Genomic DNA, 25,099 nt, shown 5'->3' with positions numbered 1-25,099 from the left:
AGGAGGAGCATGTCGGCCAAACACCCCATCATCGCCGTCACCGGCTCCTCCGGCGCCGGCACCACCACGGTCCGGAAAACCTTCGAATCCATTTTCCGCCGGGAAAAGATCAACGGCGCCATTGTCGAAGGCGACGCCTTCCACCGCTACACCCGGACGGAAATGGGCCAGAACATCGAGGCCGCCGAGCGTGAGGGACGCAAGCCGCCCTCCCACTTCGGCCCCGAGGCCAATCTGCTGGCCGAGCTGGAAACCCTCTTCCGCGAATACGGCGAACACGGCACCGGCAAGATCCGCCAGTACATCCACGGTGCCGCCGAGGCCCGCCGCTGGGGCCTGCCCGAGGGCTATTTCACCCCCTGGGAAGCCATCGCCCCGGGCACCGACCTGCTCTTCTACGAGGGCTTGCACGGCGCCTACCAGGACAAGCAGATCGACGTAGGCCGCCATGCGGACCTGCTCATCGGCGTGGTGCCCATCATCAACCTGGAATGGATCCAGAAAATCCACCGGGACACCCGCAGCCGGGGCTATTCCCTGGAAGCGGTGACCCACACCATCCTGCGGCGCATGCCCGATTACGTGCATCACATCACACCCCAGTTCTCCCGCACCCACATCAACTTCCAGCGGGTGCCGGTGGTGGACACCTCCAACCCCTTCATCGCCCGGGACATCCCGAGCAACGACGAATCCTTCGTCGTCATCCGCTTCCGCGACCCCCGGGGCGTGGATTTCCCCTACCTGCTCAACATGATCGGCGACGCCTTCATGTCCCGCCCCAACACCATCGTGGTCCCCGGCGGCAAGCAGGACCTGGCCATGCAGCTGATCCTGACGCCCCTCATCTGGCAACTGGTGGAAGACCGCAGCCGGGGCGCCTGAGCTCGGCAGCTTTCCCGTGAAAAAGGCCGCCGCAACCCCGGACGGGCCGGGAGCGGCTACCGCCATTGCCCTATCCCAGCGGAATTACCCCACCGCGGCAGCCCTTGTGCTGCGGTGAATCTGGAAAAACCCCAGCATTTGGCGGATAATTCCGCCTCTTTCCCGCCTCCCCCCTTCCGGTGACCATGCAATTCAATCCCCTCACCAGCGCCATCCGTGCCCTCGCCATGGATGCGGTCCAGAAAGCCAATTCCGGTCACCCCGGCATGCCCATGGGCATGGCCGAAATCGCCGAAGTCCTGTGGCGGCGCCACATGAAACACAATCCGGCCAACCCCAGGTGGGCCGACCGGGATCGCTTCGTGCTCTCCAACGGCCACGGTTCCATGCTGCTCTACAGCCTGCTGCACCTGACCGGCTACGACGTCTCCATCGACGATCTGAAGAACTTCCGCCAGCTGCACAGCAAGACCCCGGGCCACCCGGAAGTGGGCTACACCCCCGGCATCGAGACCACCACCGGCCCCCTGGGCCAGGGCATCACCAACGCCGTGGGCCTGGCCCTGGCGGAAAAGATCCTGGCGGCTGAATTCAACCAGCCCGGCCACGACATCGTGGACCACCACACCTACGTCTTCCTCGGCGACGGCTGTCTCATGGAAGGCGTCTCCCACGAAGCCTGTTCCCTGGCCGGCACCCTGGGCCTGGGCAAGCTGATCGCCTTCTACGACGACAACGGCATCTCCATCGACGGCCACGTCGAAGGCTGGTTCACCGACGACACCCCGAAGCGCTTCGAAGCCTACGGCTGGCAGGTCATCCCCAATGTGGACGGCCACAACGCCACCGCCATCGAGGCCGCCCTGCTGCAGGCCAAGGCCGAAGGCAACAAGCCCACCCTGATCTGCTGCAAGACCAAGATCGGCATGGGCTCCCCCAACAAGGCCGACAGTCACGACGTGCACGGCGCCCCCCTGGGCGATGCGGAAATCGCCGCCACCCGGGCCGCCATCGGCTGGAACCACGCCCCCTTCGAAATCCCCGCCGACGTGTACGCCGCCTGGGACGGCAAGGCCAAGGGCCAGACCGCCGAAGGCCAGTGGAACGAACGCTTCGCCGCCTACGCTGCCGCTTTCCCGGCCCAGGCCGCCGAATTCCAGCGCCGCATGGCCGGCAAGCTGCCCGCCAACTGGCAGCAGACGGTGGATGCCTACATCGCCGACACCGCCGCCAAGGCCGAAAACATCGCCACCCGCAAGGCCAGCCAGAACGCCATCGCCGCCCTGGTGCCGAACCTGCCGGAAGTGGTGGGCGGCTCCGCCGACCTGGCCGGCTCCAACCTGACCCTGTGGAAGGCCGCCAAGGGCGTCACCCGCAAGGACGGCGGCAACTACGTCTATTACGGCGTGCGCGAATTCGGCATGACCGCCATCGCCAACGGCCTGGCCCTGCACGGAGGCCTGATCCCCTACACCGCCACCTTCCTGGTGTTCTCCGACTACGCCCGCAACGCCATCCGCATGGCGGCGCTGATGAAGCAGCGCCAGATCATGGTCTACACCCATGACTCCATCGGCCTGGGCGAGGACGGCCCGACCCACCAGCCGGTGGAACACGTGCCTTCCCTGCGCCTGATCCCCAACCTGGACGTGTGGCGTCCCGCCGACTCCACCGAGACCGCCGTGGCCTGGGCCAATGCCGTGGAACGCCATGACGGTCCTTCCGTCCTGGCCCTGTCCCGCCAGAACCTGCCCAATGTCACCGCCGGCATCAGCGCCGAGACCATCCGCCGCGGCGGCTACGTGCTGTCCGAGGCCAAGGGCGAAGCCCAGGTGGTGCTGATCGCCACCGGCTCCGAGATCAAGCTGGCCCTGGATGCCCAGAAGGCCCTGGGCGACGAGGGCATCGCCGCCCGTGTCGTCTCCATGCCCTGCGTCGAAGCCTTCGAACGCCAGGACGCCGCCTACCGGGAACAGGTGCTGGGCACCTGCCGCAAGCGCGTCGCCATCGAAGCCGCCCACTCCGGCCTGTGGCACAAGTACGTGGGCCGTCACGGCGCTGTGGTCAGCATCGACCGCTTCGGCGAGTCCGCCCCCGCCGGCAAGCTGTTCGAGATGTTCGGCTTCACCGTGGCCAACGTGGTGAAGACCGTCAAGGAAGTGCTGGAATAAAAGGAAGGGGTGCCCCGGCCACGGGGCGCGTCAGGTTTTTTAGATAGAGGAGAGAAGTGCCATGGCTATCAAGGTTGCCATCAACGGTTTCGGTCGTATCGGTCGCTGCACCCTGCGGGCGATCTACGAGCAGGGTCTGCAGAATGAGTTCGACGTGGTTGCCATCAACGCCTCCGGCGACCTGGCCACCAACGCCCACCTGCTGAAGTACGACACCACCCACGGCCGCTTCGGCACCTCCGTGGAGACCGAGGGCGAGAACTGCATCATCATCGATGGCAAGAAGATCCCCTTCTACTCCACCAAGAACCCCAAGGACATCGACTGGTCCAAGCACGGCGTGGAAGTGCTGCTGGAATGCACCGGCGCCTACACCACCAAGGAAAAGGCCCAGGCCCTGCTGCAGCAGGGTGCCAAGCGGGTGCTGATCTCCGCCCCCGGCGGCGACGACGTGGACACCACCATCGTCATGGGCGTTAACGAAGGCGTGCTCAAGGCCGACATGACCGTGGTCTCCAACGCCTCCTGCACCACCAACTGCCTGGCCCCCGTGGCCAAGGTGCTGGCCGAGAGCGTCGGCATCAAGCAGGCCCTGATGACCACCGTGCACGCCTACACCAACGACCAGGTGACCGTGGACGTGCGCCACAAGGACCTGCGCCGCGCCCGTGCCGCCGCCGCCAACATCATCCCCACCAAGACCGGCGCCGCCAAGGCCGTCGGCCTGGTGCTGCCCCAGCTGGCCGGCAAGTTCGACGGCTTCTCCCTGCGCGTGCCCACCATCAATGTCTCCCTGGTGGACCTGACCTTCACCGCCGAGCGCGCCACCACCAAGGAAGAAATCAACGAGCTGATGACCGCCGCTGCCAAGGGCCCCCTGAAGGGCATCATGGCGGTGAACAACGAGCCCCTGGTTTCCTCCGACTTCAACCACACCACCGTCTCCTCCACCTTCGATGCCACCCAGACCCGGGTCATCAAGGGTGCCGACGGCTCCGTGCTGGTGAAGGTGCTGGCCTGGTACGACAACGAGTGGGGCTACTCCTGCCGCATGCTGGACGCCGCCCGCGCCTGGATGGCCGCCAAGTAAGCAACACCGCCGACGGCAAAAAGCCGCCTGGGAGCATCTGCTCCCAGGCGGCTTTTTTATTGCTGCAGCGACTATCGGGGCCAGGGGGCAAAAGGCAGTGCGGCAGGCCCAACCATGGGTGGCCCGACGGCACAGCCCTCGCCGCCCAGGCTCAGGAAGAACTGCCCGACTTGCCGTTCACGGCCGCCTGCAGCAAGGCGTAGGCGGCAATGCCGGCAGGAGACTGGCCATTGCCCAGACCATCGCCCTGGCCGCCGGCGGCCGCACCGCCCTGGCTCTGACTGAGCCTGGCCATGGTGGCATCCTGCAGGGTGGTGGCATCGGGATGGGCCTCATCCTTGGCCAGCAGGCGCTCCCGCATCTTGCGGGCGATATCCGACTCGATCGCCTCCCGCTTTTCCGGCGGCAGAGCGGCCAGGTCTTCCTCGCTCATGCCCATTTCCTTGAGGATGGCGTCGCGCATGTGCTCGGCCGGACTCTTGTCCAGATATTCCTGCAGCTGGGCCCGTAATTCCTCGCGGCGGGCCTGGGCAGCGGCATTGGCCTTGTCCTCGGCCGTTTCCACCCGGCTGGAAGTGTTGGCGCCGGCTGACGGATTGGCACCTTCCGTCAGGCCGGCTTGAGGCGATGCCTGCAATGCGGCCGCCTCGGCCTCCTGGCCGCGCTTTTTCGCCGTCAGGCTCTGCAGGCTGAGTTGGTTATAGAGGGAATCGATACGCATGGTCATACGCTCCATAGGTGCTATGGCCACCCTTAATGCAAACGGCGTACCAGAATGTAAATTCCCTTTGAGAACAACGGACTTTGCCGATCTGGCGAATATTTGCCGCCTGTCCGGGGCAAAAAAATGACGGCAAGGTTGGCCGCCAGCGGCCATCCTTGCCGGGCAAAACCCTGTCCGCCTCTCGGATTTAGGGCCGCAACCCTGTAAAATCACGGCCTTCATCCATTTCCTCCCTGGCCCCCCGTGTCCGGCTCCCTCCCCCCCCTTCGTCTCGCCATCAACGGCTACGGCCGCATTGGTCGCTGCTTTCTGCGGGCCCTGCATGAACGGGGACTGGCGGAGCGTTTCCAGGTGGTGGCCATCAACGAGCCAGCCAACAGCGAGAGCATCGCCTACCTGACCTGCTTCGACTCCACCCACGGCCGCTTCCCCGCCCCGGTGGAACTGCAGGACGGCACCCTGGTCATCGACGGCCGCAGCATCCAGCTGACCCACGCCGACACCCCCGAGGGAGTGGACTGGCGCAGCCTGAAGGTGGATCTGCTGGTGGAATGCTCCGGCCAGTACAGCAACCGGGCCGGCCTGCGCCGCTTCCTTGAGGCCGGCTGCCCCCGGGTGCTGCTCTCCCACCCGGCCAACAGCGCCGCCGACGTGGATGCGACGGTGGTCTATGGCCTCAACCACGGCCGCCTCAACGGCGACGAGCGCATCGTCTCCAACGCCTCCTGCACCACCAATGCGGTGGTGCCGGTGCTGGAACTGCTGGACCGGGAGCTGGGCCTGGAACAGGTGCTGCTGACCACCCTGCATTCGGTGATGAACGACCAGCCCCTGGTGGACGGCTACCACCACAGCGACCTGCGCCGCACCCGCTCCGCCATGCAGTCCATGATCCCGGTCTCCACCGGCCTGGCCCGGGGCGTGGAACGCCTGCTGCCGAGCCTCAAGGGCAAGGTGCTGGCCAAGGCCATCCGGGTGCCCACCCTCAACGTCTCGGCCATCGACCTCACCGTGACCCTGGCCCAGGATGCAGACGTGGCGGGCCTCAACGCCCTGCTGCAGATCGCTTCCAACGGCCCCTGGAAGGGCGTACTGACCACCTCCGCCGCCCCCCACGCCTCCATCGACTTCAACCACGACCCCCATTCCGCCATCGTGGACCTGAGCCAGACCCGGGCCGGCGGCGCCCGCCTGTTCAACCTCTTCATCTGGTTCGACAACGAATGGGGCTTCGTCAATCGCATGGTGGACGTGGCCCAGCGCTGGCATGCCGGCTGGTCCCAGTCCTGAACACCCCATTCACCGCACCGCGCCTCATCACCAAATTCAACGCAAGGAGACTTCCATGAACGTTCTCAAACTCGCCGACCTGGATGTGAAGGGCAAGCGCGTCTTCATCCGCGCCGACCTCAACGTGCCCCAGGACGAGACCGGCCGCATCACCGACGACACCCGCATCCGCGCCTCCGTGCCGGCCATCCAGATGGCCCTGGAAAAGGGCGCCGCGGTCATGGTCACCTCCCACCTGGGCCGTCCCACCGAAGGCGAGATGAAGCCCGAGGACAGCCTGGCCCCCATCGCCCACCGCCTGGCCGAGCTGCTCGGCCGCAAGGTGCCGGTGATCGACAACTGGGTGGACGGCGGCTTCGAAGTGAAGCCCGGCGACGTGGTGCTGCTGGAAAACTGCCGCGTGAACAAGGGCGAGAAGAAGAACAACGACGAGCTGGCCCAGAAGCTGGCCAAGCTGTGCGACGTCTATGTGAACGACGCCTTCGGCACCGCCCACCGGGCCGAGGCCACCACCCACGGCATCGCCAAGTACGCCCCCGTGGCCTGTGCCGGCCCCCTGCTGGGTGCCGAGCTGGACGCCCTGGGCCGGGCCCTGGAAAACCCCAAGCGCCCCCTGGTGGCCATCGTCGCCGGCTCCAAGGTCTCCACCAAGCTGACCATCCTCAAGTCCCTCGCCGGCAAGGTGGACCAGCTCATCGTCGGCGGCGGCATCGCCAACACCTTCATGGTGGCCGACGACCTGCCCATCGGCGAATCCCTGGCCGAGCTGGACCTGGTGGAAGAAGCCCGCAACATCATGGACATGATGGACGAGCGCGGCGCCTCCGTGCCCATCCCCGAAGACGTGGTGGTGGCCAACGAACTGTCCGTCCATGCCCGCGCCAACCGGGTGGACGCCAACGACGTGCAGCCCGACGACATGATCCTGGACATCGGCCCCAAGACCTCCGCCAAGCTGGCCAGCATCATCGCCCACGCCGGCACCATCGTCTGGAACGGCCCGGTCGGCGTCTTCGAATTCGACCAGTTCGGCGGCGGCACCAAGATGCTGGCAGCCGCCATCGCCCACTCCCCGGCCTTCTCCATCGCCGGCGGCGGCGACACCCTGGCCGCCATCGCCAAGTACGGCATCGAGAAGCAGATCGACTACATCTCCACCGGCGGCGGCGCCTTCCTGGAATTCCTCGAAGGCAAGAAGCTGCCCGCCGTGGAAGTGCTGGAGCAGCGCGCCAACGGCTGATCCTGCAGCCCGGCACCTGCCATGGAAAGGCGGCCTCCGGGCCGCCTTTTTACATTTTGCAACGTTTGCCCCGGCCGGGGCCCGGGGTGGCGATGGAGTAGAATTGCCCGCTGCCAAATTGCCGCCGCCCTTTCGCCTGCGGCCCTGTCGCCCGCCGCTGCGCCACGCCGGCGGCAGGCCGGAACCACGAGACTCCGCCATGCCCCACCGCAAACACCGCTACGCCGTCATCGCCCTTGCCGCCGCCGGAATCGTCGGCCTGGGCTGGGTCGCCTACAACGCCAACCGGGCTCCCGGCGGCCCCCAGGCCCCGGCTGCGGCCGGCGCCAAGGCAGGCGGCGCCGGCGCCCCGGCAGCGCCCCTGCCGGTGGAAACGGCGCTGGCGGCGCCCCAGAGCATCACCGACGAGGCGGCGGCGGTGGGCACCCTGCGCTCCAACGAATCCGTGGTGCTGCGGCCGGAAACGGCGGGACGCATCGCCAGCATCGGCTTCAAGGACGGCGTGCCGGTGGCCAAAGGCACGGTGCTGGTGGCCCTGGATGCGGCCACCCAGGAGGCGGAACTGCAACAGGCCAAGGCCAACCACGCCCTGGCCGTGACCAATTTCAAACGCACCGAGGAACTGCTGGCGAAGAAGTTCATCAGCCAGCAATCCCTGGACACCACCGCCGCCAACCTCAAGGTGCAGGAGGCGGCGGTCGCCCTGGCCGAGGCCAAGCTGGCCAAGACCCGCATCCGGGCGCCCTTTGCCGGCGTCGTCGGCATCCGGGAGGTGAGCGTCGGCGACTACGTCAAGGAAGGGGCGGACCTCATCAACCTGGAGGACATCCGCACCCTGAAGCTGGATTTCCGCCTGCCCGAGCTGTACCTGAGCCGCCTGCAAAAGGGCCAGGCCGTGGAAGTGAGCGTGGACGCCTTGCCCAACCAGGCCTTCAAGGCGGTGCTGGATGCGGTGGATCCCCTGGTGGATGCCAACGGCCGCGCCATTTCCCTGCGCGCCCGCCTGGACAACCCGGAGCTCAAGCTGCGTCCCGGCATGTTCGCCCGGGTGCGCCTGCTCTTCGGCAACCGGGACGGGGTGCTGATGATCCCCGAGCAGGCCATCGTCTCCGGCGGCGGCAAGCAGACCGTGTTCCGCATCGAGGAGGGCAAGGCAAAGAAGGTGGAAGTGAAGACCGGCCTGCGCCGCAACGCCCAGGTGGAAATCCTCTCCGGCCTGGCGGCGGGAGACCGCATCATCACCGCCGGCCAGCTCAAGGTGCAGGACGGCAGCCCGGTGAAGGCCGTGGATGCTGCGCCCCAGCCGGCCCAGGATGCAGAAGGGACGGGCATCTCCAAGCCCCCTGCCACCACCGCCGCGCCCCAGGCCGCCCCCGGGCCGGCCAAACAGGGATAAGCCGCCATGCTGCTTTCCGACATCTGCATCCGCCGCCCGGTGTTTGCCACCGTGCTCTCCCTGGCGGTGATGCTCATCGGCCTGGTCTCCTACCAGCGCCTCTCGGTGCGCGAATACCCGAAGATCGACGAACCGGTGATGACCGTCACCACCACCTACCGGGGTGCCTCGGCGGAAATCGTCGAATCCCAGATCTCCAAGCCCCTGGAGGATTCCCTGGCCGGCATCGAGGGGGTGGATGTGCTGACCTCCATCTCGCGCCAGGAAAGCAGCCAGATTTCCGTGCGCTTCCGCCTGGAGCGCAATCCGGATTCCGCCGCCTCGGACGTGCGCGACCGGGTCTCCCGGGTGCGCAACCGGCTCCCCGACGACATCGACGAGCCGGTCATCGCCAAGGTGGAGGCCGACGCCAGCCCGGTCATCTGGCTCGCCTTCTCCTCCGAGAAGCATTCGCCCCTGGTGGTCACCGACATCGCCAACCGGGTGGTCAAGCCGCGCCTGCAGACCCTGCCCGGGGCCGCCGACGTGCGGGTCTTCGGCGAGCGCAAGTTCGCCATGCGCATCTGGCTCGACAAGGACCGCCTGGCGGCCCACCAGATCACCGCCCAGGAGGTGGAGGACGCCCTGCGCACCCAGAACGTGGAAGTGCCCGCCGGCCGCATCGAGAGCCGCCAGCGGGAATTCGCCGTGCTGGCCCAGACCGACCTGAAGGAACCGGAACAGTTCGCCGCCATCGTGGTGAAGACGGTGAACGGCTACCCGGTGCGCATCCGGGACCTGGGCCGGGTGGAGATCGGCGCCGCCGCCGAGCGTACCAACGTCCGCTTCGGCGGCAAGCCGGCGGTGAGCCTGGGCCTGATCAAGCAGTCCACCGCCAATCCCCTGGACCTGTCCCGGGCCCTGCGGGCCGAACTGCCGAAGATCGCCGCCGAGCTGCCCGACGGACTGAAGGTGGAAATCGCCTACGACTCCTCGGTCTTCATCGACCGCTCCATCGAATCGGTGTTTTCCACCATCGGCGAAGCGGTGATCCTGGTGCTGCTGATCATTTTCTTCTTCCTGCGCAACCTGCGCGCCACCCTCATTCCCCTGGTCACCATCCCGGTGTCCCTGATCGGCGCCTTCGCCCTCATGTTCGTCCTCGGCTTCACCATCAACACCCTGACCCTGCTGGCCCTGGTGCTGGCCATCGGCCTGGTGGTGGACGACGCCATCGTGGTCCTGGAGAACATCTACCGCCACATCGAGGAAGGCATGCCACCGATCCAGGCCTCCCTCCAGGGGGCCAAGGAAATCGGCTTCGCCGTGGTGGCCATGACCATCACCCTGGCCGCCGTCTACGCCCCGGTGGCCTTCATGACCGGCCGCATCGGCAAGCTCTTCATCGAATTCGCCCTGACCCTGGCCGGCGCCGTGCTGGTCTCCGGCTTCGTCGCCCTGACCCTGTCGCCCATGATGTGCTCGGTGCTGCTGCGGCACGAGGAAAAGCACGGCAAGGCCTTCGTCGCCATCGAGAATTTCCTCAACTGGCTCAACGCCGGCTACCGCCGCATCCTCGGCGCCGCCCTCGACCGGCGCTGGATCGTCCTGGTGGGATTCGCCGCAGTGGCCCTGGCCTGCGTCGGCATGCTCAAGCTGCTCAAGTCCGAGCTTTCCCCCATCGAGGACCGGGGCGTCATCTTCGGCATCTTCAACGGCCCCGAGGGCGCCACCCTGGAATACACGGACAAGTACGCCCGCCAGATCGAGAAGATTTACGCCGGCATTCCCGACGCCGCCAACTACTTCGTCGTCTCCGGCAATCCCATCGTCTCCCAGGGCTCCGCCATCCTGCGCCTGAAGGACTGGAAGGAGCGCCAGCACAGCTCGCCGGAAATCGCCAAGCAGCTGCTGCCCCGCTTCCGGGACATCCCCGGCGTCATGGCCTTCCCGGTGACGCCGCCCTCCCTCGGCCAGAGCGCCCGGGAGCGGCCGATCAACTTCGTCATCGTCAGTTCCGCCTCCTACCAGGAGCTGCAGGCCACCACCACCAAGTTCCTGGCGGCAATGGCCAAGAGCCCCCTGTTCCTCAATGTGGACACGGACCTCAAGCTCAACCTGCCCCAGCTCTCCGTGGCGGTGAACCGGGACAAGGCGGCGGACCTGGGGGTGCCCGTGGAAACCGTCGGCCGCACCCTGGAGACCATGCTCGGCGGCCGCCAGGTGACCCGCTTCAAGCGGGACGGCGAGCAGTACGACGTGATCGTCCAGGTCAGCGACGCCGACCGTGCCAATCCCCGGGACATCAGCGACATCTACGTGCGCGGCAAGAGCGGCGAGATGATCCCCCTGGCCAACCTGGTGCAGGTGGACGAGACCATCAGCCCCCGGGAGCTGAACCACTTCGGCCAGCGCCGCGCCGTCACCATCACCGCCAACCTGGCCCCCGGCTCCACCCTGGGCGAGGGCCTGGCGGCCATGGAAGGAATCGCCGGAGAGGTGCAGCCGGCCGGCTACGCCGTCGATTACAACGGCCAGTCGCGGGAGTTCAAGACCTCCACCGCCTCCCTGGCCCTCACCTTCATCCTCGCCCTGGCCTTCATCTACCTGGTGCTGGCGGCCCAGTTCGAAAGCTTCCGCGACCCCTTCATCATCATGCTGACGGTGCCCCTGTCCATGGCCGGCGCCCTGCTGGCCCTGCTCCTCAGCGGCGGCACCCTCAACGTGTACAGCCAGATCGGCCTGGTCACCCTGGTGGGCCTGATCACCAAGCACGGCATCCTCATTGTCGAATTCGCCAACCAGCTGCAGGAGCAGGGGCGCAACGTCCGGGAGGCGGTGATCGAGGCGGCGGAACTGCGCCTGCGCCCCATCCTCATGACCACCGGCGCCATGGTGCTGGGCGCCATCCCCCTGGCCCTGGCCCGGGGCGCCGGCGCTGAATCCCGCTCCCAGATCGGCTGGGTCATCGTCGGCGGCCTGCTCCTGGGCACCTTCTTCACCCTCTTTGTGGTGCCCACGGTCTATACCCTGATGGCCCGGCGCAAGGGCATGGACCGGGTGGCGGCGGAACAGGCCCGCCACGGCCTGCCCACCTGAGCCGCCCCCAGTCCCGGACGGCCCCGGGCCGTCACCCTGAAAAAGCCGCTGCCCAGCGGCTTTTTTTTCGCCTCCGGAATGCCGACTGGATCAAGAATGGCGACAAAATCCCTGGGGACGGACATGCCATTGAGTTAGCATAAATCCCGCTTTGCCAATGACTTGGCGCCACCTGCCTTCGCCACCGGACCCGCCCATGAGCCTCAAGCACAAAATCTGGCTGCTCACCTCCGCCATCATCCTGGGCATCATGGCGGCCGACTTCGCCGTCGGCTACCGCAGCATCGAGGCCGGCATCCGCGACGAGCTGACCCGGGACGCCCAGAACATCCGCGGCATGCTGATGGCCACGCGCCGGGTGTACCACCAGCAGTTCATGGCTAGCGGCCTGCCCATCAACGCCGACACCGTGGGCTTCCTGCCGGCCCACGCCCTCTCCCGCATCTCCGCCGACTTCAAGGAATGGAGCGACAGCGGCCTCTTTTTCAACAACGTCTCCGACCGGCCGCGCAATCCGCAGAACCAGGCCGACACCGACGAGATGGCGGCCATTGCCTGGTTCCGCGCCAACCCCAAGGCCCCCGACCGGCTGGTGGAAATCCGGGGCCAGGACAACCGCAGCTTCTACCACTACACCGCCCCCATCTGGGTCGAGGCCTACTGCCTGGCCTGCCACGGCGAGCGCAGCCAGGCCCCCGGCTCCATCGGCAACGACTACGACCAGGCCTACGGCTACCAGGTGGGCGACCTGCGCGGCGTCATGAGCATCAAGCTGCCGACGGAGCAGCTGCGCCAGCGGGAATACGGCGCCTGGCTGCACAACTTCCTCATCCGCCTGGGCGGCTACCTGGTCCTGCTGCTGACCCTGGGCAGCTACCTCAACCGGGCCTTCGTCGGTCGCCTGGCCCGGCTGCAGCGCAGCGTCGGCGACATGGCTGCCGGCAACTACGACACCCGCAGCGACGATGCCGGCGGGGACGAAATCGGCGCCCTGGCCCAGGACTTCAACCGCATGGGCGAGGAAATCCGCCTCCGTACCGAAGCCCTGCAGCAGAGCGAGGCCCGCTTCCGCCGCCTGTTCCAGGAAGCCCCGGTGGGCCTAGCCTACGTGGACCAGGCCGGCACCATCGTGGACCGCAACCGGCGCTGCCTGCAGATGTTCGGCTACTCCGTCGAGGAAATGCCGAGCCTGGAACAGTGGTGGCTGCGGGCCTACCCGGACCCGGACTACCGGGCCCAGGTCATGGCTGACTGGCAGCAGGCGTTGGCCGCTGCCGCCAACCACGACGGCGACATTGCGCCCATCGAGTGCAACATCACGGTGCGCAGCGGCGAGGAGCGCATCGTCCTCGTTTCCGGCATTTCCCTGGGCGACGACTTCCTCGCCTGCTTCTACGACGTCACCGAGAGCCGCCAGGCCGAACGCATCGCCCGGCAGTACGAGGCCATCGTCCGTTCCTCGGACGACGCCATCCTCAGCAAAACCCTGGACGGCATCGTCACCAGCTGGAACCGGGGGGCCGAGGAGCTGTTCGGCTACAGCGCCGCCGAAATGGTGGGCCGCTCCACCCTGCACCTGTTCCCGCCGGAGTGCCTGGCGGAGGAACGGGACATCCTGGAACGCCTGCGCCGCGGCGAGACGGTGAAGCACTTCGACACCCGCCGCATCCGCAAGGACGGCCGCATCGTCGACGTCTCGGTCACCATCTCCCCCCTCCTGGACGGCGAGGGCCGGGTTCTGGGCATCTCCAAGATCGCCCGGGACATCACCGCGCGCAAGGCCGCCGAGGCCGAGCTGCAGCGGCACCGCCAGCGCCTGGAGGAGCTGGTGCAGGAGCGCACCCGCCAGCTGGAGGAGCTGAAGGATGCGGCGGAATCGGCCAACGTGGCCAAGAGCGCCTTCCTGGCCAATATGAGCCACGAGATCCGCACCCCCCTCAACGCCATGACCGGCCTCACCCATCTGATCCGCCGGGCCGGCCTCAAGCCCCAGCAGGCCGAGCACATGGACAAGCTGGAGGCGGCCGCCCAGCACCTGCTGGGGGTGATCAACGCCATCCTCGACCTGTCCAAGATCGAGGCCGGCAAGTTCGCCCTGGAGGAGGCGCCCGTCCGCGTCGAAAGCCTGCTCGGCAACGTCGCCTCCTTCCTGCAGGAACGGGTCCAGGCCAAGGGCCTGGTGCTGCGCACCGAAGCCCAGCCCCTGCCGCCCCACCTGCTGGGGGACCCCACCCGGTTGCAGCAGGCCCTGCTCAACTACGCCGGCAATGCCCTCAAATTCACCGAACAGGGCAGCATCACCCTGCGGGTGCACACCCTGGAAGAAGGCGAGGCGGACGCCCTGCTGCGCTTCGAGGTGCAGGACACGGGCATCGGCATCCCGCCCGAGGCCATGCACAAGCTCTTCTCCGCCTTCGAGCAGGCCGACAACAGCACCACCCGCCGCTACGGCGGCACCGGCCTGGGCCTGGCCATCACCCGCAAGCTGGCCCAGCTCATGGGCGGCGAGGCCGGTGCCAGCAGCGAGCCGGGCCGGGGCAGCACCTTCTGGTTCACCGCCCGCCTGAAAAAGGGCAAGGAGCGCTACGGCAACGGCGCCCCCCTGGCCGGCGGCAACGCCGAACAGCGGCTGCGCCAGGAGTTCGCCGGCCGCACGGTGCTGCTGGCCGAGGACGAGCCGATCAACCAGGAAATCACCAAGTTCATGCTGGAGGACGTGGGCCTGCGGGTGGAGCTGGCGCCGGATGGCAAGGTGGCGGTGGAAAGGGCCCGCGGCAACGACTACGCCCTGATCCTGATGGACATGCAGATGCCCCTCATGGACGGCCTCGACGCCACCCGGGAAATCCGCCAGCTGCAACGCCACCGCCAGACCCCGATCCTGGCCATGACCGCCAATGCCTTCGCCGAGGACAAGGCCCGCTGCCTGGGAGCCGGCATGAACGACTTCATCGCCAAGCCGGTGAACCCGGACGTGCTCTACGCCACCCTGCTGCAATGGCTGCTGCAGGACCGCTAGGCGCGGCGCCGGGGCAAACAAGAAGCCGCCTTCCGGGCGGCTTTTTCATGGCGCCGCCGGACTAGGCCGGCGGCTTGCGACGGGGCGGGCGCCTGCGGCCTGCAAGGTCACGCCCCCGCAGGGCTGCGGCAAAGGCGCTGCGGGCCCAGGGCAGCAGGGCATGGGGCGCATCCAGGGCCTCGTCCGGGGCCCGGTAGTAGCTCAAGGCCGTGAGCTTGCCCTGGCGCGGATAGGTGAAGGGCGGCAGGTCGAGGGCGGTGAATTCGCCCCGGTTGAGGTCGTCCGCCTTCAGCCACAGCTGGTCGTCGATGACGATGGCGAACATGAGGCCGTCGAGAAAGAGGCCGACGCCGCTGAACATGCGCTTGCCCACCACCGGCCCCAGGGGCGCCAGGCTTTCCAGGAGGTAATCCACGTACTCCCGGCTGGCGGCCATGTCAGACCTTCTGCTGTTCCAGGAAGCGGGCCACCCGGCTTTCCACCCGGGCAATCAGGTCCGGCGCCAGGCAGTCGAACACTTCCGCCGTGGGGTCGGCGCGCAGCCAGGTGATCTGGCGCTTGGCCAGCTGGCGGGTGGCGAAGATGCCCCGGTCCAGCAGCTCGGCGGCGGGGGCCTCGCCCTCCAGCACCTCCCAGACCTGGCGGTAGCCGACGCAGCGCATGGAAGGCAGGCCGCCGTGTAGGCGGTACTTGGCGCGCAGCATATGCATCTCGTCCATGAAGCCCTGTTCCAGCATCTGGGCGAAACGCTCGGCGATGCGCTGGTGCAGCACCGCCCGGTCGGAAGGGGCCAGGGCCAGGGGCAGCAGGTTCCAGGGCAGGGGCTCCCGCTGCTGCTCGGCCAGCAGGGCGGACATGGGCCGGCCCGTCAGTTGGCAGATTTCCAGGGCGCGGGAGACCCGCTGGGAATCGGTGGGGTGCAGGCGGGTGGCGGTGACCGGGTCCAGTTGCGCCAGTTCGGCGTGCAGGGCCGGCCAGCCGTAGGCCGCCGCCTTCGCTTCCAGTTCGGCACGCAGGGCCGGGTCGGCCTGGGGCAGGTCGGAGAGCCCCTCCCGCAGGGCCTTGTAGTAGAGCATGGTGCCGCCCACCAGCAGGGGCACCTTGCCCCGGGCGATGGCCTCGGCCATGGCGGCCAGGGCTTCGTCGCGGAAGCGGGCGGCGGAGTAGGCCTCCTCCGGCGAGATCACATCCACCAGCCGGTGCGGGTAGCGGGCCAGGGTGGCCCGGTCCGGCTTGGCGGTGCCGATATCCATGTCGCGGAAAACCAGGGCCGAATCGACGCTGATCAGCTCCACCGGGAAGCGGTCGAACAGGTGCAGGGCCGCCGCGGTCTTGCCGCTGGCGGTGGGACCCATGAGCAGGATGGCGGGGGGATGGGCGCTCATGCCGCCATCCCGACGATTCCTGCCCGGTGCCCGGGACGGGACCTGAAGCCGTAAGCAGAGGGAGCCATCACTGGCCCCGCAGGAAGAGCTTGTCCAGGTCCGCCAAGGACAGCTCGGTCCAGGTGGGGCGGCCGTGGTTGCACTGGTCGGCCCGTTCGGTCTCTTCCATCTGGCGCAAGAGGGCGTTCATTTCCGGCACGGTGAGCAGGCGCCGGGCGCGCACGGCGCCGTGGCAGGCCAGGGTGGCCAGAAGTTCGTTGCGCCGGGCGGTGGAGACCTGGGAAGCCCCATGCTCCATCAGCTCGGCCAGCAGGCTGCGGGCCAGGTTCACCGGATCGCCACCTGCCAACAGCTGGGGCACGGAGCGCAGGGCCAGTTCGTTGGGGCCCAGGGGCGCCAGTTCGAAGCCCAGTTCGGCCATGGTGGCGCCGTGTTCCTCCACCGCCGCCACCTCGTGGGCGCTGGCGGAGAACACCGCCGGAATGAGCAGGGCCTGGGTCGGCACCGCCTTGCTGTCGTAGGCGCTCTTCAGCTTTTCGTAGAGGATGCGCTCGTGGGCGGCGTGCATGTCCACCAGGATCAGGCCCCGGGCGTTCTGGGCCAGCACATAGATGCCGTGCAGCTGGGCCAGGGCGTAGCCCAGGGGCGGTGCCTCCTGGCCGGGGGCATCGGCGGCGGCCGCTGCCGGGGCGAAGCTGCCGCCACCGGGAAAGGTGCTGCCAGAGCCCGGCCCCTGCCGGGCCGCTGCGGCGAAGGCCAGGTAGGACGTGGCAGACGGCTCGGCCACGCCCAGGCTGCCCTGGCGGGGCGGGTTCCAGGCCGGCATGGCCGATGAACGTTGCCCATAGCCGCTGTCGGCATGGACAGGGCCGGATGCCGCACCGGCATTGCCGCCCAGGGAGGCCAGTCCGGGGGAGGCCGTCTGCACTTCCCGGCTCGGGTCGCTGATGACCTGGGACAGGGCCTTATGCACGGCGTGATAGACGAACTGGTGCACCGCCCGGCCGTCGCGGAAGCGCACTTCAGTCTTGGCCGGGTGCACATTGACATCCACCGCCGCCGGGTCGATCTCGATGAACAGGGCGTAGCCCGGGTGGCGACTGCCGTGCAGCATGTCCTGGTAGGCCTCGCGCAGGGCGTGGGCCAGCAGCTTGTCGCGGACGAAGCGGCCGTTCACGAAGACGTACTGGGCATCCCGCCCGGGCCGGGACCAGGCGGGCTGGGCGGCGTAGCCGACGATCGACAGCCCGTTGATGGCGGCCTCGACGCGGCGGCATTCGGCAAGAAAATCCTGGCCCAGGATGGCGCCGACCCGGCCGGCCAGATCGGCTTTCGGCAAAGACAGGCTGACCCGGCCGTTGTGGGCCAGGGAAAAGGCCACGCCCGGATGGGCCAGGGCGACGCGCTTGACCGCATCGGCGCAGTGGGCGAATTCGGTGCCTTCGGATTTCAGGAATTTGCGGCGGGCCGGGGTGTTGTAATAGAGGTCCCGCATTTCCACCACGGTGCCGGCGGCCAGGGCGGCCGGTTCCGCCTCGCCGCTGCCGTGGGCCGCCAGCTTCCAGGCATGGCCGGCGCCGGCGGCGCGGCTGGTGAGGGTGAGGCGGGCCACCGCCGCCACCGAGGCCAGGGCCTCGCCGCGGAAGCCCAGGGTGGCCACCTGTTCCAGGTCTTCCAGGCTGGCGATCTTGCTGGTGGCGTGGCGGGTCAGGGCCAGGGGCAGTTCTTCCTGGGGAATGCCGCAGCCGTCGTCGCTGACCCGGATCAGCTTCACCCCGCCCTCTTCCAGCTGGATCTGGATGGCCTGGCTGCCTGCGTCCAGGGCGTTTTCCAGCACTTCCTTGAGGACCGAGGCGGGCCGTTCCACCACCTCGCCGGCGGCGATCTGGCTGATGAGAAGGTCGGGCAGGAGGCGGATGGGCATGGCGGCAACGGGGTCGGGAACAAACGGCGAGGGGGCATTATAGCCCCTGCCGAAGTCGGCTCCGGGCGCGGCGTTGCGGCCGCCATGCGGGGCTACCGCCGGTAGCGGAAGTCGCTATAATCGTCCCACACCTGTCATACAACGGCGCCATACCCCATGCCCGTATCGCCTGAGTCTGCACTGCCCCTGCGCGTCCTCTTCGTCGACGACTCCGAACTGGATGTGGAGCTGGCCGCCCGTGCCCTGCGCCAGAGCGGCCACCGCATCGAGTGGACACGGGTGGAGACCGGCGCCGCCATGGAGGAGCAACTGGCCCAGGGCGGCTGGGACGTGGTCATCTGCGACCACAACATGCCCGAGTTCGACTCGGTCTCGGCCCTGGCCCTGCTGCAGTCCCGGGGCGGCGACCTGCCCTTCGTCATCGTCTCCGGCATGATCCCCGACGACATCGCCATCGAGGCCATGCGCCGCGGCGCCCGGGACTTCGTCAGCAAGGACAACCTGAGCCGCCTGGCCCCGGTAGTGGAGCGGGAGATCCGGGAGGCCGGCAACCGGGCCGCCCTGCGCCAGGCCCAGGCCAGCCTGGAACACCTGCTGCGCTTCGACCCCCTGACCGGCATCGCCAATGTGGATTTCCTGCTGGAACACCTGGAACACCGCAGCGCCCCGGAGCAGGCCCCCTTCCTCCTGCTGCTGGTGGACATCAACCGCTTCCGCAAGATCATGCACGGCATGGGCATGGTCCTGGCCAACCGGGTGCTGCGGGCCGTGGCCCGGCGCCTCTCGGCCCTCATCGGCGAGGACGATTTCGTTGCCCGGGCCTCCTCCGACCGCTTCGCCCTGGTGCTCTCCGGCATCGCCGACCCGGCCGGGGCCGAGGCCTGGTTCGAGCGCCTGCGGGAAGCCTTCGCCGCCGGCTTTTCCATCCAGGGCCAGGACCTGTACCTGACCTGCAGCATCGGCGCCGCCCTCCACCCCCGCTCCGCCGACCGGGAGAACGAAGGCCTGGACCTCATGCAGCACGCCGAAGCAGCCCTGGAAACGGCCAAGCGGGCCGGCCCCGGCCAGGCCCGCCTCTTCCACGAACGCATGGCCCAGCCGGAAAAGGGCCGCCTGGTGCTGGAAGCGGCCCTCTACCACGCCCTGGTCAATCACGAATTCGTGCTGCACTACCAGCCCCAGGTAGACCTGGCCACGGGCCGCATCACCGGCGTCGAGGCCCTGCTGCGCTGGCAGAGCCCGGAACGGGGCCTGGTCTCGCCCCTGGAATTCATTCCCCTGCTGGAGGAAACGGGCCTCATCGTCCCCGTCGGCGAATGGGTGCTGGGGGAAGCCTGCCGCCAGAGCGTCAAATGGGCCCAGGCCGGCCACCACGACCTGCGGGTGGCGGTGAACCTCTCCGCCCTGCAGTTCCAGCAGCCCCGCCTGGCCGAATCGGTGGCCATGGTGATCCAGCGCTCCGGCGCCGATCCGCGCAACATCGAGCTGGAGATCACCGAAAACATCGCCATGAACCAGGAGGAGGAAGTCCTGGACACCCTGCAGCAGCTGCGGGACATCGGCGTCTCCCTGGCCATCGACGACTTCGGCACCGGCTACTCCTCCCTTTCCTATCTGCAGCAGTTCCCGGTGAACCGGCTGAAGATCGACCAGTCCTTCGTCCGCGGCCCGGCCGCCGGCAGCGACCTCTCCATTGCCCGGGCCATCGTCGCCATGGGCACCAGCCTGGGCCTGGAGGTCATCGCCGAGGGCGTGGAAACCGCCGACCAGCGCAGCCGCCTGCAAGACTGCGGCTGCAGCGAGGGCCAGGGCTACCACTTCGCCCGCCCGGCCCTGCCCGAAGACCTGGCGCCGGCCCTGGCCCAGTGGCGCTGAAGCGGTCATGGCGCTGCCTTCGCTTCTTGCACTCCCCGGCCGGCTGCGGCGCCTCCTTTCCCTTTTTCCCTTCCGCTTCTCCTTCCTGCTGCTGATCCTGGGCCTGCTGTCGAGCCCCCTGGCCCGGGCCCAGAACTATTCCCCCGAGCAGCGCCAGTGGCTGGCCCAGCACCCGGAAATCCGGGTCGGCGCCACGGAAATGCCCAACCTGCTGATGCGGGACTTCCGCAGCGGCAGCTACTCGGGCCTCTCGGTGGACATGCTGAAGCTCTACGAGCAGCGCCTCGGCGTGCGCTTCCAGATGGTCTATTACGGCAGCCTGGAAGACATGCACGACGGCATCCGCAACCGGGAGGTGGACCTGCTCTTCGCCGCCGTGCACACCCCGGGCCGGGAAACCTATCTGAGCTTCCCCAAGCCCTACGCCGAGCTGGAAACCAAGATCATCGTGCGCCAGGAGACCCTGGGCACCGGCCCCCTCACCCTGGACCAGCTGGAAGGACGCAAGGTGGCGGTGCTGGCCGGCAGCGCCCTGGAGGACCGCCTGCGGCGGGAGTATCCCGGGCTGCACCTGGCCCCCAGCCGGGACGAGCTGTCGGCCCTGACCAAGCTGGCCTTCAGCGAGGTGGATGCGGCGGTTACCGACCTGGGCCGGGTCACCTACTACGTGCAGAAGGAAGGCCTGGTCAATCTGGCCGTAGGCGGCAACACCGGCATCAACTACGCCTTCACCTTCGGCGTGCGCGGCGACTGGCCCGAGCTGACCGCCCTCATGGACCAGACCGCCGCCGCCATTCCGGCCCAGGAAAAGGAACAGGTGCTGCAGCGCTGGCTGCGGGTGGGCAACGCCGGCCCCTGGAACAACCCCAATTTCTGGTGGGTGGCGGGCGGCCTGCTGACCCTCGTCGCCGCGGCCCTGGGGGTGATCCTCTTCTGGAACCGGACCCTGCGCCAGGAAGTGGCGACCCGCACCGCCCAGCTGGACGCCCAGATGGCCGAACTGCTGGAGGTGGACCGGGACCTGCGGGAGAGCGAGGCCCGCTTCCGCGACCTGGCCGAGCTGTCCTATGACTGGTACTGGGAGCAGGACGAGAACTGCCGCTTCACCATGATGTCCGGCGGCGCCTTCCAGAAGGGCCGCCTGCCTCTGGAGCAGTACCTGGGCAAGACCCGCTGGGAACTGCCCCTGCTCGGCGTCACCCCGGAGCAGATGACCGCCCACCGGGCCCAGCAGGAAGCCCACCTGCCGTTCCGGGACTTCACCTACCAGATCGTCGCCGGCGACGGCGAAATCCACTGGTACGTCAGCAACGGCCGCCCGGTCTTCGACGAGCGGGGCCAGTTCCGCGGCTACCGCGGCACCGGCCAGGACATCACCGCCCGCATGCGCACCCAGCAGGCCCTCATCGACAGCGAACAGCGCATCCGGGGCCTGCTCGACAGCACCTTCTCCTTCGTCGGCCTGATGGACCCCCAGGGCACCCTGCTGGAGGCCAACCGCACCTCCCTGGAATTCGCCGGCGCCGCCAAGGAAGAGGTGGTGGGCCGCCCCTTCTGGGACACCCCCTGGTGGGACCGGGACAGCGACAGCCGGGAAACCCTGCGCCAGGCCGTGGCCCGGGCGCGCCAGGGCGAGACGGTGCGTTTCGCCGCCAGCCACCGCACCGCCCAGGGCATCCTGCACTGGATCGACGTCAGCATCACCCCGGTGCGGGACGAGCACGGCCGCGTCATCTACCTCATTCCCGAAGGCCGGGACGTGACCGAGATGCGCCGCACCCAGGAAGCCCTGCGGGCCCTGGTGGAAAACACCGCCACGGTCTACGGCGAAGCCTTCCTCGATTCCCTGGTGCAGCACGTGGCCACCCTCTTCGACGTGGCCTACGCCTTCGTCGGCGAAGTGGACCCGGACGGCTGCCACATCCGCACCCTCTCCAGCTGGACCCACGGCGCCCCCTCCACCATTTTCGCCTACGCCCTGGACGGCACGCCCTGCCAGGTCATGCTCGGCTCCGGCCCGACCCTCTTCCCCCGGGGCATCACCGAGCTGTTCCCGGACAACCGGGCCCTGAAGGAAATGAAGGCGGAAAGCTACATGGGCGCCCCCATCACCGGCAACGGCGGCAAGATCCTGGGCCTGCTGGTGGTGATCGACGACAAGCCCCTGCCCGAGGCCAGCGGCTACCTGCCCATCATCAGCCTGTTCGCCCTGCGGGCCGGCATGGAAATGGAGCGCATGGCCCAGGAACGGGCCATGCGCAGCCTCAACCAGGAACTGGAACGGCGGGTGGCCGAACGCACCGACCAGCTGGCGGTGGCCAACAAGGAGCTGGAAGCCTTCTCCTACTCCGTCTCCCACGACCTGCGGGCGCCCCTGCGCCACGTCTCCGGCTTCGTCAGCCTGCTCGAGGCCGATGCGGACAACCGGCTGTCGGAAGCCAGCCGGCGCTATCTCAACATCATCACCGAGGCCGCCAACCGCATGGGCGACCTCATCGACGGCCTGCTGGCCTTCTCCCGCATCGGCCGGGCCGAAGTGCACAAGACCCCGGTGGACCTCAACAAGCTGCTCCAGGAAGTGATCGACGACCTGGCCCAGGAGCCCCGCGCCCCGGCGGTGGATTGGGCCATCGGCAGCCTGCCCCAGGTACTGGCGGACCGCACCCTGATCCGCCAGGTGCTGGCCAATCTGGTGGGCAACGCCCTCAAGTACTCGCGCAAGCGGGAGCGGGCCCAGATCCACATCGCCGCCGAGAGCGGGGAGCACGAGGGGCGGCCCGAGTGGGTGATCCGCATCGCCGACAACGGCGTCGGCTTCAACATGAAATACGTGGGCAAGCTGTTCGGCGTCTTCCAGCGCCTGCACGGCGCCGCCGATTTCGAGGGCACCGGCATCGGCCTGGCCAACGTGCGCCGGGTGGTGGAGCGCCACGGCGGCCGCACCTGGGCCGAGGCCGAACCCGACCGGGGCGCCACCTTCTACTTCAGCCTGCCCCGGGAAGAATGATGCATAAAGACAATAAGGAGATTCCATGGAACTGAAGCGCATCCTCCTGGCGGAAGACGATCCCCGGGACGTGGAACTGGCCCTGGAAGGCCTGGGTGCCAGCCACCTGGCCAACGAGGTGGAGGTGGTGAACGACGGCGAGCAGGCCCTGGACTACCTCTACCGCCGCGGCCCCTTCGCCGACCGGCCGGCGGGCAACCCGGCCCTGATCCTGCTGGACCTGAAGATGCCCCTGGTGAGCGGCCTGGAAGTGCTGCGGGAGATCAAGCAGGACGAGGAGCTGCGCCACGTGCCGGTGGTCATGCTGACCTCCTCCCGGGAGGAGCGGGACCTGGACGAGGCCTACGACCTGGGCTGCAACGCCTACGTGGTGAAGCCGGTGAATTTCCGCGACTTCATCGACGCGGTGAAATCCCTGGGCCTGTTCTGGGCCGTGCTCAACGAGCCGCCGCCGGGCTGCGTGCACAAGTAGGCTAGAATCCGGGCCTGGCGGCCCCGCCCGGAGCCGCCCCATCCGCCCCCATACTCCCTGCCGCCCCATGGAATTTTTCGACGCAATCACCGGCCTCTTCCTGCAGTTCATCGACCTGGTCCTGCACCTGGACAAGCACCTGGCCGTCCTGGTCCAGCAATACGGCCCCTGGATCTACGCCATCCTCTTTTTCATCGTCTTCGCCGAGACCGGCTTCGTCGTCGTGCCCTTCCTTCCCGGCGACTCCCTGCTCTTCGTCGCCGGCGCCCTGGCCGCCATCGGCGACATGGCCCTGATGCCCCTGATGCTCAGCCTGTCCCTCGCCGCCGTGCTCGGCAACAGCCTCAACTACGTCATCGGCCGCTGGTTCGGCCACCGCATCCTGGCCTGGAATTCCCGCCTGCTGAACCGGGCCGCCCTGGAAAAGACCCACGCCTTCTTCGAGGTGCACGGCGGCAAGACCCTGGTCATTTCCCGCTTCCTGCCCCTGCTGCGCACCTTCGCCCCCTTCGTCGCCGGCATGGGCGAGATGGGCTACGGCCGCTTCACCTTCTTCAACGTGGTCGGCGGCGTCTCCTGGGTGGTGTCCCTCAGCCTGGCCGGCTACTGGTTCGGCAACCTGCCCCTGATCAAGAACAACCTGTCGCTGGTGATCGTGCTCATCATCGCCGTGTCCCTGCTGCCGGCCATCATCGGCTACTGCAAGGCGCGCAAGGCCAGCACCGGCTGAACGGCACAACCACAGACAAAAAACCAAGGGGGAGTCATGGGGAAGCAGGAACAAGACGGAGCGCGGGCCGGCCCCGCCCTGGCCGCAGCGGCGGCCCTGCTGCTGGCCCTGGCCCTGCCGGGCTGCACCACCCGCACCAGCCACGACGGGCGCAGCGAATCCCGCTTCGACCCCCGGGCCATCGCCAAGACCGACATCGACCGGGTCATCGACGCCAGCCAGCGGGAAGTCAGCGCCGGCCTCAAACGCCTCACCGAAAAGCTGTACCGGCGCAATCCCCGGGAATGGAAGAAGGTCGGCCAGCCCTCCCTGGAAGCGGCCGTGGCCCGCATCTTCGACAACAACCAGTGGCCCGAGCTGGAAGGGCGCCGGGAGGCCCAGGCCATGCTGCTCGCCTTCCGCGAGGATTACCACGGCGACCGGGTGCTGGCCCTCATGGCCGGGGTCAACGGCATGGTCCAGGCGGCCTACGAGCACAAGACCGATTTTTACGTTCTTGACGGCCTCGACGCGCAAAAGCTCTACAATTGCGCCCGCAACCTGGAAATCGTCGCCTGGCGCCTGAACAACAACCGCAATGTGGAAGGCGAGCTGTACATCCTCTCCAACGAGCCGGACGCCGCCGTGCGCAACCTCTCCTTCGAGCGGGAAATCGGCCGCCTGGTCGGCCTCCTGGATTTCCTCTCGGTGGTGGTGGCCGACAAGAACGGCCGCACCGTCAACCGGGTCATGCAGAACCTGGCCACCGCAGTCTTCCTGCCGGTGGCCGCCCTCACACCGATCAAGTAGGACCGCCCCGGCAGCCCCTGCCGG

The 25,099-nt window shown here is 68.1% G+C and carries 17 protein-coding genes; 13 read left to right on the top strand and 4 right to left on the bottom strand.

Annotation, left to right across the window (positions count from 1 at the left end):
* Nucleotides 1-9: 9 nt before the first annotated feature.
* The 3 genes from AC3QLZ_RS14655 (at nt 10) to gap (ending at nt 4,146) form a co-directional block, all read left to right on the top strand.
* Nucleotides 10-885, top strand: coding sequence for a phosphoribulokinase (locus tag AC3QLZ_RS14655; protein WP_014236650.1), 876 nt, complete (start codon nt 10-12; stop codon nt 883-885).
* A 185-nt stretch (nt 886-1,070) separates the two neighbouring features.
* Nucleotides 1,071-3,056 (top strand): transketolase, encoded by a 1,986-nt coding sequence (tkt, locus tag AC3QLZ_RS14650; protein ID WP_014236649.1) that lies wholly within the window; start codon nt 1,071-1,073, stop codon nt 3,054-3,056.
* Nucleotides 3,057-3,117: 61 nt separating this feature from the next.
* Nucleotides 3,118-4,146, top strand: a complete 1,029-nt coding sequence (gap, locus tag AC3QLZ_RS14645) for a type I glyceraldehyde-3-phosphate dehydrogenase (protein WP_014236648.1) — start codon at nt 3,118-3,120, stop codon at nt 4,144-4,146.
* A gap of 151 nt (nt 4,147-4,297) precedes the next feature.
* On the opposite strand, the gene AC3QLZ_RS14640 is transcribed toward gap, so the two are convergent.
* A complete protein-coding gene (locus AC3QLZ_RS14640) occupies nt 4,298-4,867 on the bottom strand; it encodes a hypothetical protein (protein ID WP_014236647.1) in 570 nt (189 codons plus the stop codon).
* A gap of 246 nt (nt 4,868-5,113) precedes the next feature.
* Here AC3QLZ_RS14640 and AC3QLZ_RS14635 point away from each other — a divergent pair, with 246 nt between their 5' ends.
* The 5 genes from AC3QLZ_RS14635 to AC3QLZ_RS14615 all read left to right on the top strand — a co-directional run bounded on the left by AC3QLZ_RS14635 (nt 5,114) and on the right by AC3QLZ_RS14615 (nt 14,893).
* The gene (locus tag AC3QLZ_RS14635; RefSeq protein ID WP_014236646.1) at nt 5,114-6,160 is read left to right on the top strand and encodes a type I glyceraldehyde-3-phosphate dehydrogenase; all 1,047 of its coding nucleotides are present in this window, start codon (nt 5,114-5,116) and stop codon (nt 6,158-6,160) included.
* 55 nt (nt 6,161-6,215) lie between these two features.
* Nucleotides 6,216-7,400, top strand: a complete 1,185-nt coding sequence (locus AC3QLZ_RS14630) for a phosphoglycerate kinase (RefSeq protein WP_014236645.1) — start codon at nt 6,216-6,218, stop codon at nt 7,398-7,400.
* A 199-nt stretch (nt 7,401-7,599) separates the two neighbouring features.
* The gene (locus AC3QLZ_RS14625; RefSeq protein WP_014236644.1) at nt 7,600-8,796 is read left to right on the top strand and encodes an efflux RND transporter periplasmic adaptor subunit; all 1,197 of its coding nucleotides are present in this window, start codon (nt 7,600-7,602) and stop codon (nt 8,794-8,796) included.
* Nucleotides 8,797-8,802: 6 nt separating this feature from the next.
* Nucleotides 8,803-11,874 (top strand): efflux RND transporter permease subunit, encoded by a 3,072-nt coding sequence (locus AC3QLZ_RS14620; RefSeq protein ID WP_014236643.1) that lies wholly within the window; start codon nt 8,803-8,805, stop codon nt 11,872-11,874.
* 196 nt (nt 11,875-12,070) lie between these two features.
* Nucleotides 12,071-14,893: a PAS domain S-box protein gene (locus tag AC3QLZ_RS14615; protein WP_014236642.1), complete on the top strand. Its 2,823-nt coding sequence runs from the start codon at nt 12,071-12,073 to the stop codon at nt 14,891-14,893.
* Nucleotides 14,894-14,954: 61 nt separating this feature from the next.
* Here the strand turns inward: AC3QLZ_RS14615 and AC3QLZ_RS14610 are convergent, their stop codons facing one another.
* The 3 genes from AC3QLZ_RS14610 to mutL all read right to left on the bottom strand — a co-directional run bounded on the left by AC3QLZ_RS14610 (nt 14,955) and on the right by mutL (nt 18,202).
* Nucleotides 14,955-15,329 carry a TfoX/Sxy family protein gene (locus AC3QLZ_RS14610; RefSeq protein WP_014236641.1) on the bottom strand — a complete coding sequence of 125 codons (375 nt, stop codon included), beginning with the start codon at nt 15,327-15,329 and terminating at the stop codon, nt 14,955-14,957.
* Nucleotide 15,330: 1 nt separating this feature from the next.
* Nucleotides 15,331-16,278 carry a tRNA (adenosine(37)-N6)-dimethylallyltransferase MiaA gene (gene miaA / locus AC3QLZ_RS14605; protein WP_014236640.1) on the bottom strand — a complete coding sequence of 316 codons (948 nt, stop codon included), beginning with the start codon at nt 16,276-16,278 and terminating at the stop codon, nt 15,331-15,333.
* Between the two features lie 67 nt (nt 16,279-16,345).
* Entirely contained in the window at nt 16,346-18,202 is a 1,857-nt protein-coding gene (gene mutL / locus AC3QLZ_RS14600; protein WP_014236639.1) for a DNA mismatch repair endonuclease MutL, read from the bottom strand.
* Between the two features lie 156 nt (nt 18,203-18,358).
* Here mutL and AC3QLZ_RS14595 point away from each other — a divergent pair, with 156 nt between their 5' ends.
* The 5 genes from AC3QLZ_RS14595 (at nt 18,359) to AC3QLZ_RS14575 (ending at nt 25,075) form a co-directional block, all read left to right on the top strand.
* Nucleotides 18,359-20,077 (top strand): putative bifunctional diguanylate cyclase/phosphodiesterase, encoded by a 1,719-nt coding sequence (locus AC3QLZ_RS14595; RefSeq protein ID WP_014236638.1) that lies wholly within the window; start codon nt 18,359-18,361, stop codon nt 20,075-20,077.
* Nucleotides 20,078-20,084: 7 nt separating this feature from the next.
* Entirely contained in the window at nt 20,085-23,084 is a 3,000-nt protein-coding gene (locus tag AC3QLZ_RS14590) for a PAS domain S-box protein (RefSeq protein WP_014236637.1), read from the top strand.
* A 25-nt stretch (nt 23,085-23,109) separates the two neighbouring features.
* On the top strand, nt 23,110-23,556 hold the full coding sequence (locus AC3QLZ_RS14585; protein WP_014236636.1) for a response regulator: 447 nt from the start codon (nt 23,110-23,112) through the stop codon (nt 23,554-23,556).
* Between the two features lie 67 nt (nt 23,557-23,623).
* The gene (locus tag AC3QLZ_RS14580) at nt 23,624-24,286 is read left to right on the top strand and encodes a DedA family protein (RefSeq protein ID WP_014236635.1); all 663 of its coding nucleotides are present in this window, start codon (nt 23,624-23,626) and stop codon (nt 24,284-24,286) included.
* Between the two features lie 36 nt (nt 24,287-24,322).
* The gene (locus AC3QLZ_RS14575) at nt 24,323-25,075 is read left to right on the top strand and encodes a hypothetical protein (protein ID WP_014236634.1); all 753 of its coding nucleotides are present in this window, start codon (nt 24,323-24,325) and stop codon (nt 25,073-25,075) included.
* Nucleotides 25,076-25,099 lie beyond the last annotated feature (24 nt).

This window comes from Azospira sp. MPR-LB4, assembly GCF_058809525.1.
Note: the sequence above shows the minus strand (reverse complement) of the source record. Positions and strands in the feature narration are given on the sequence as shown.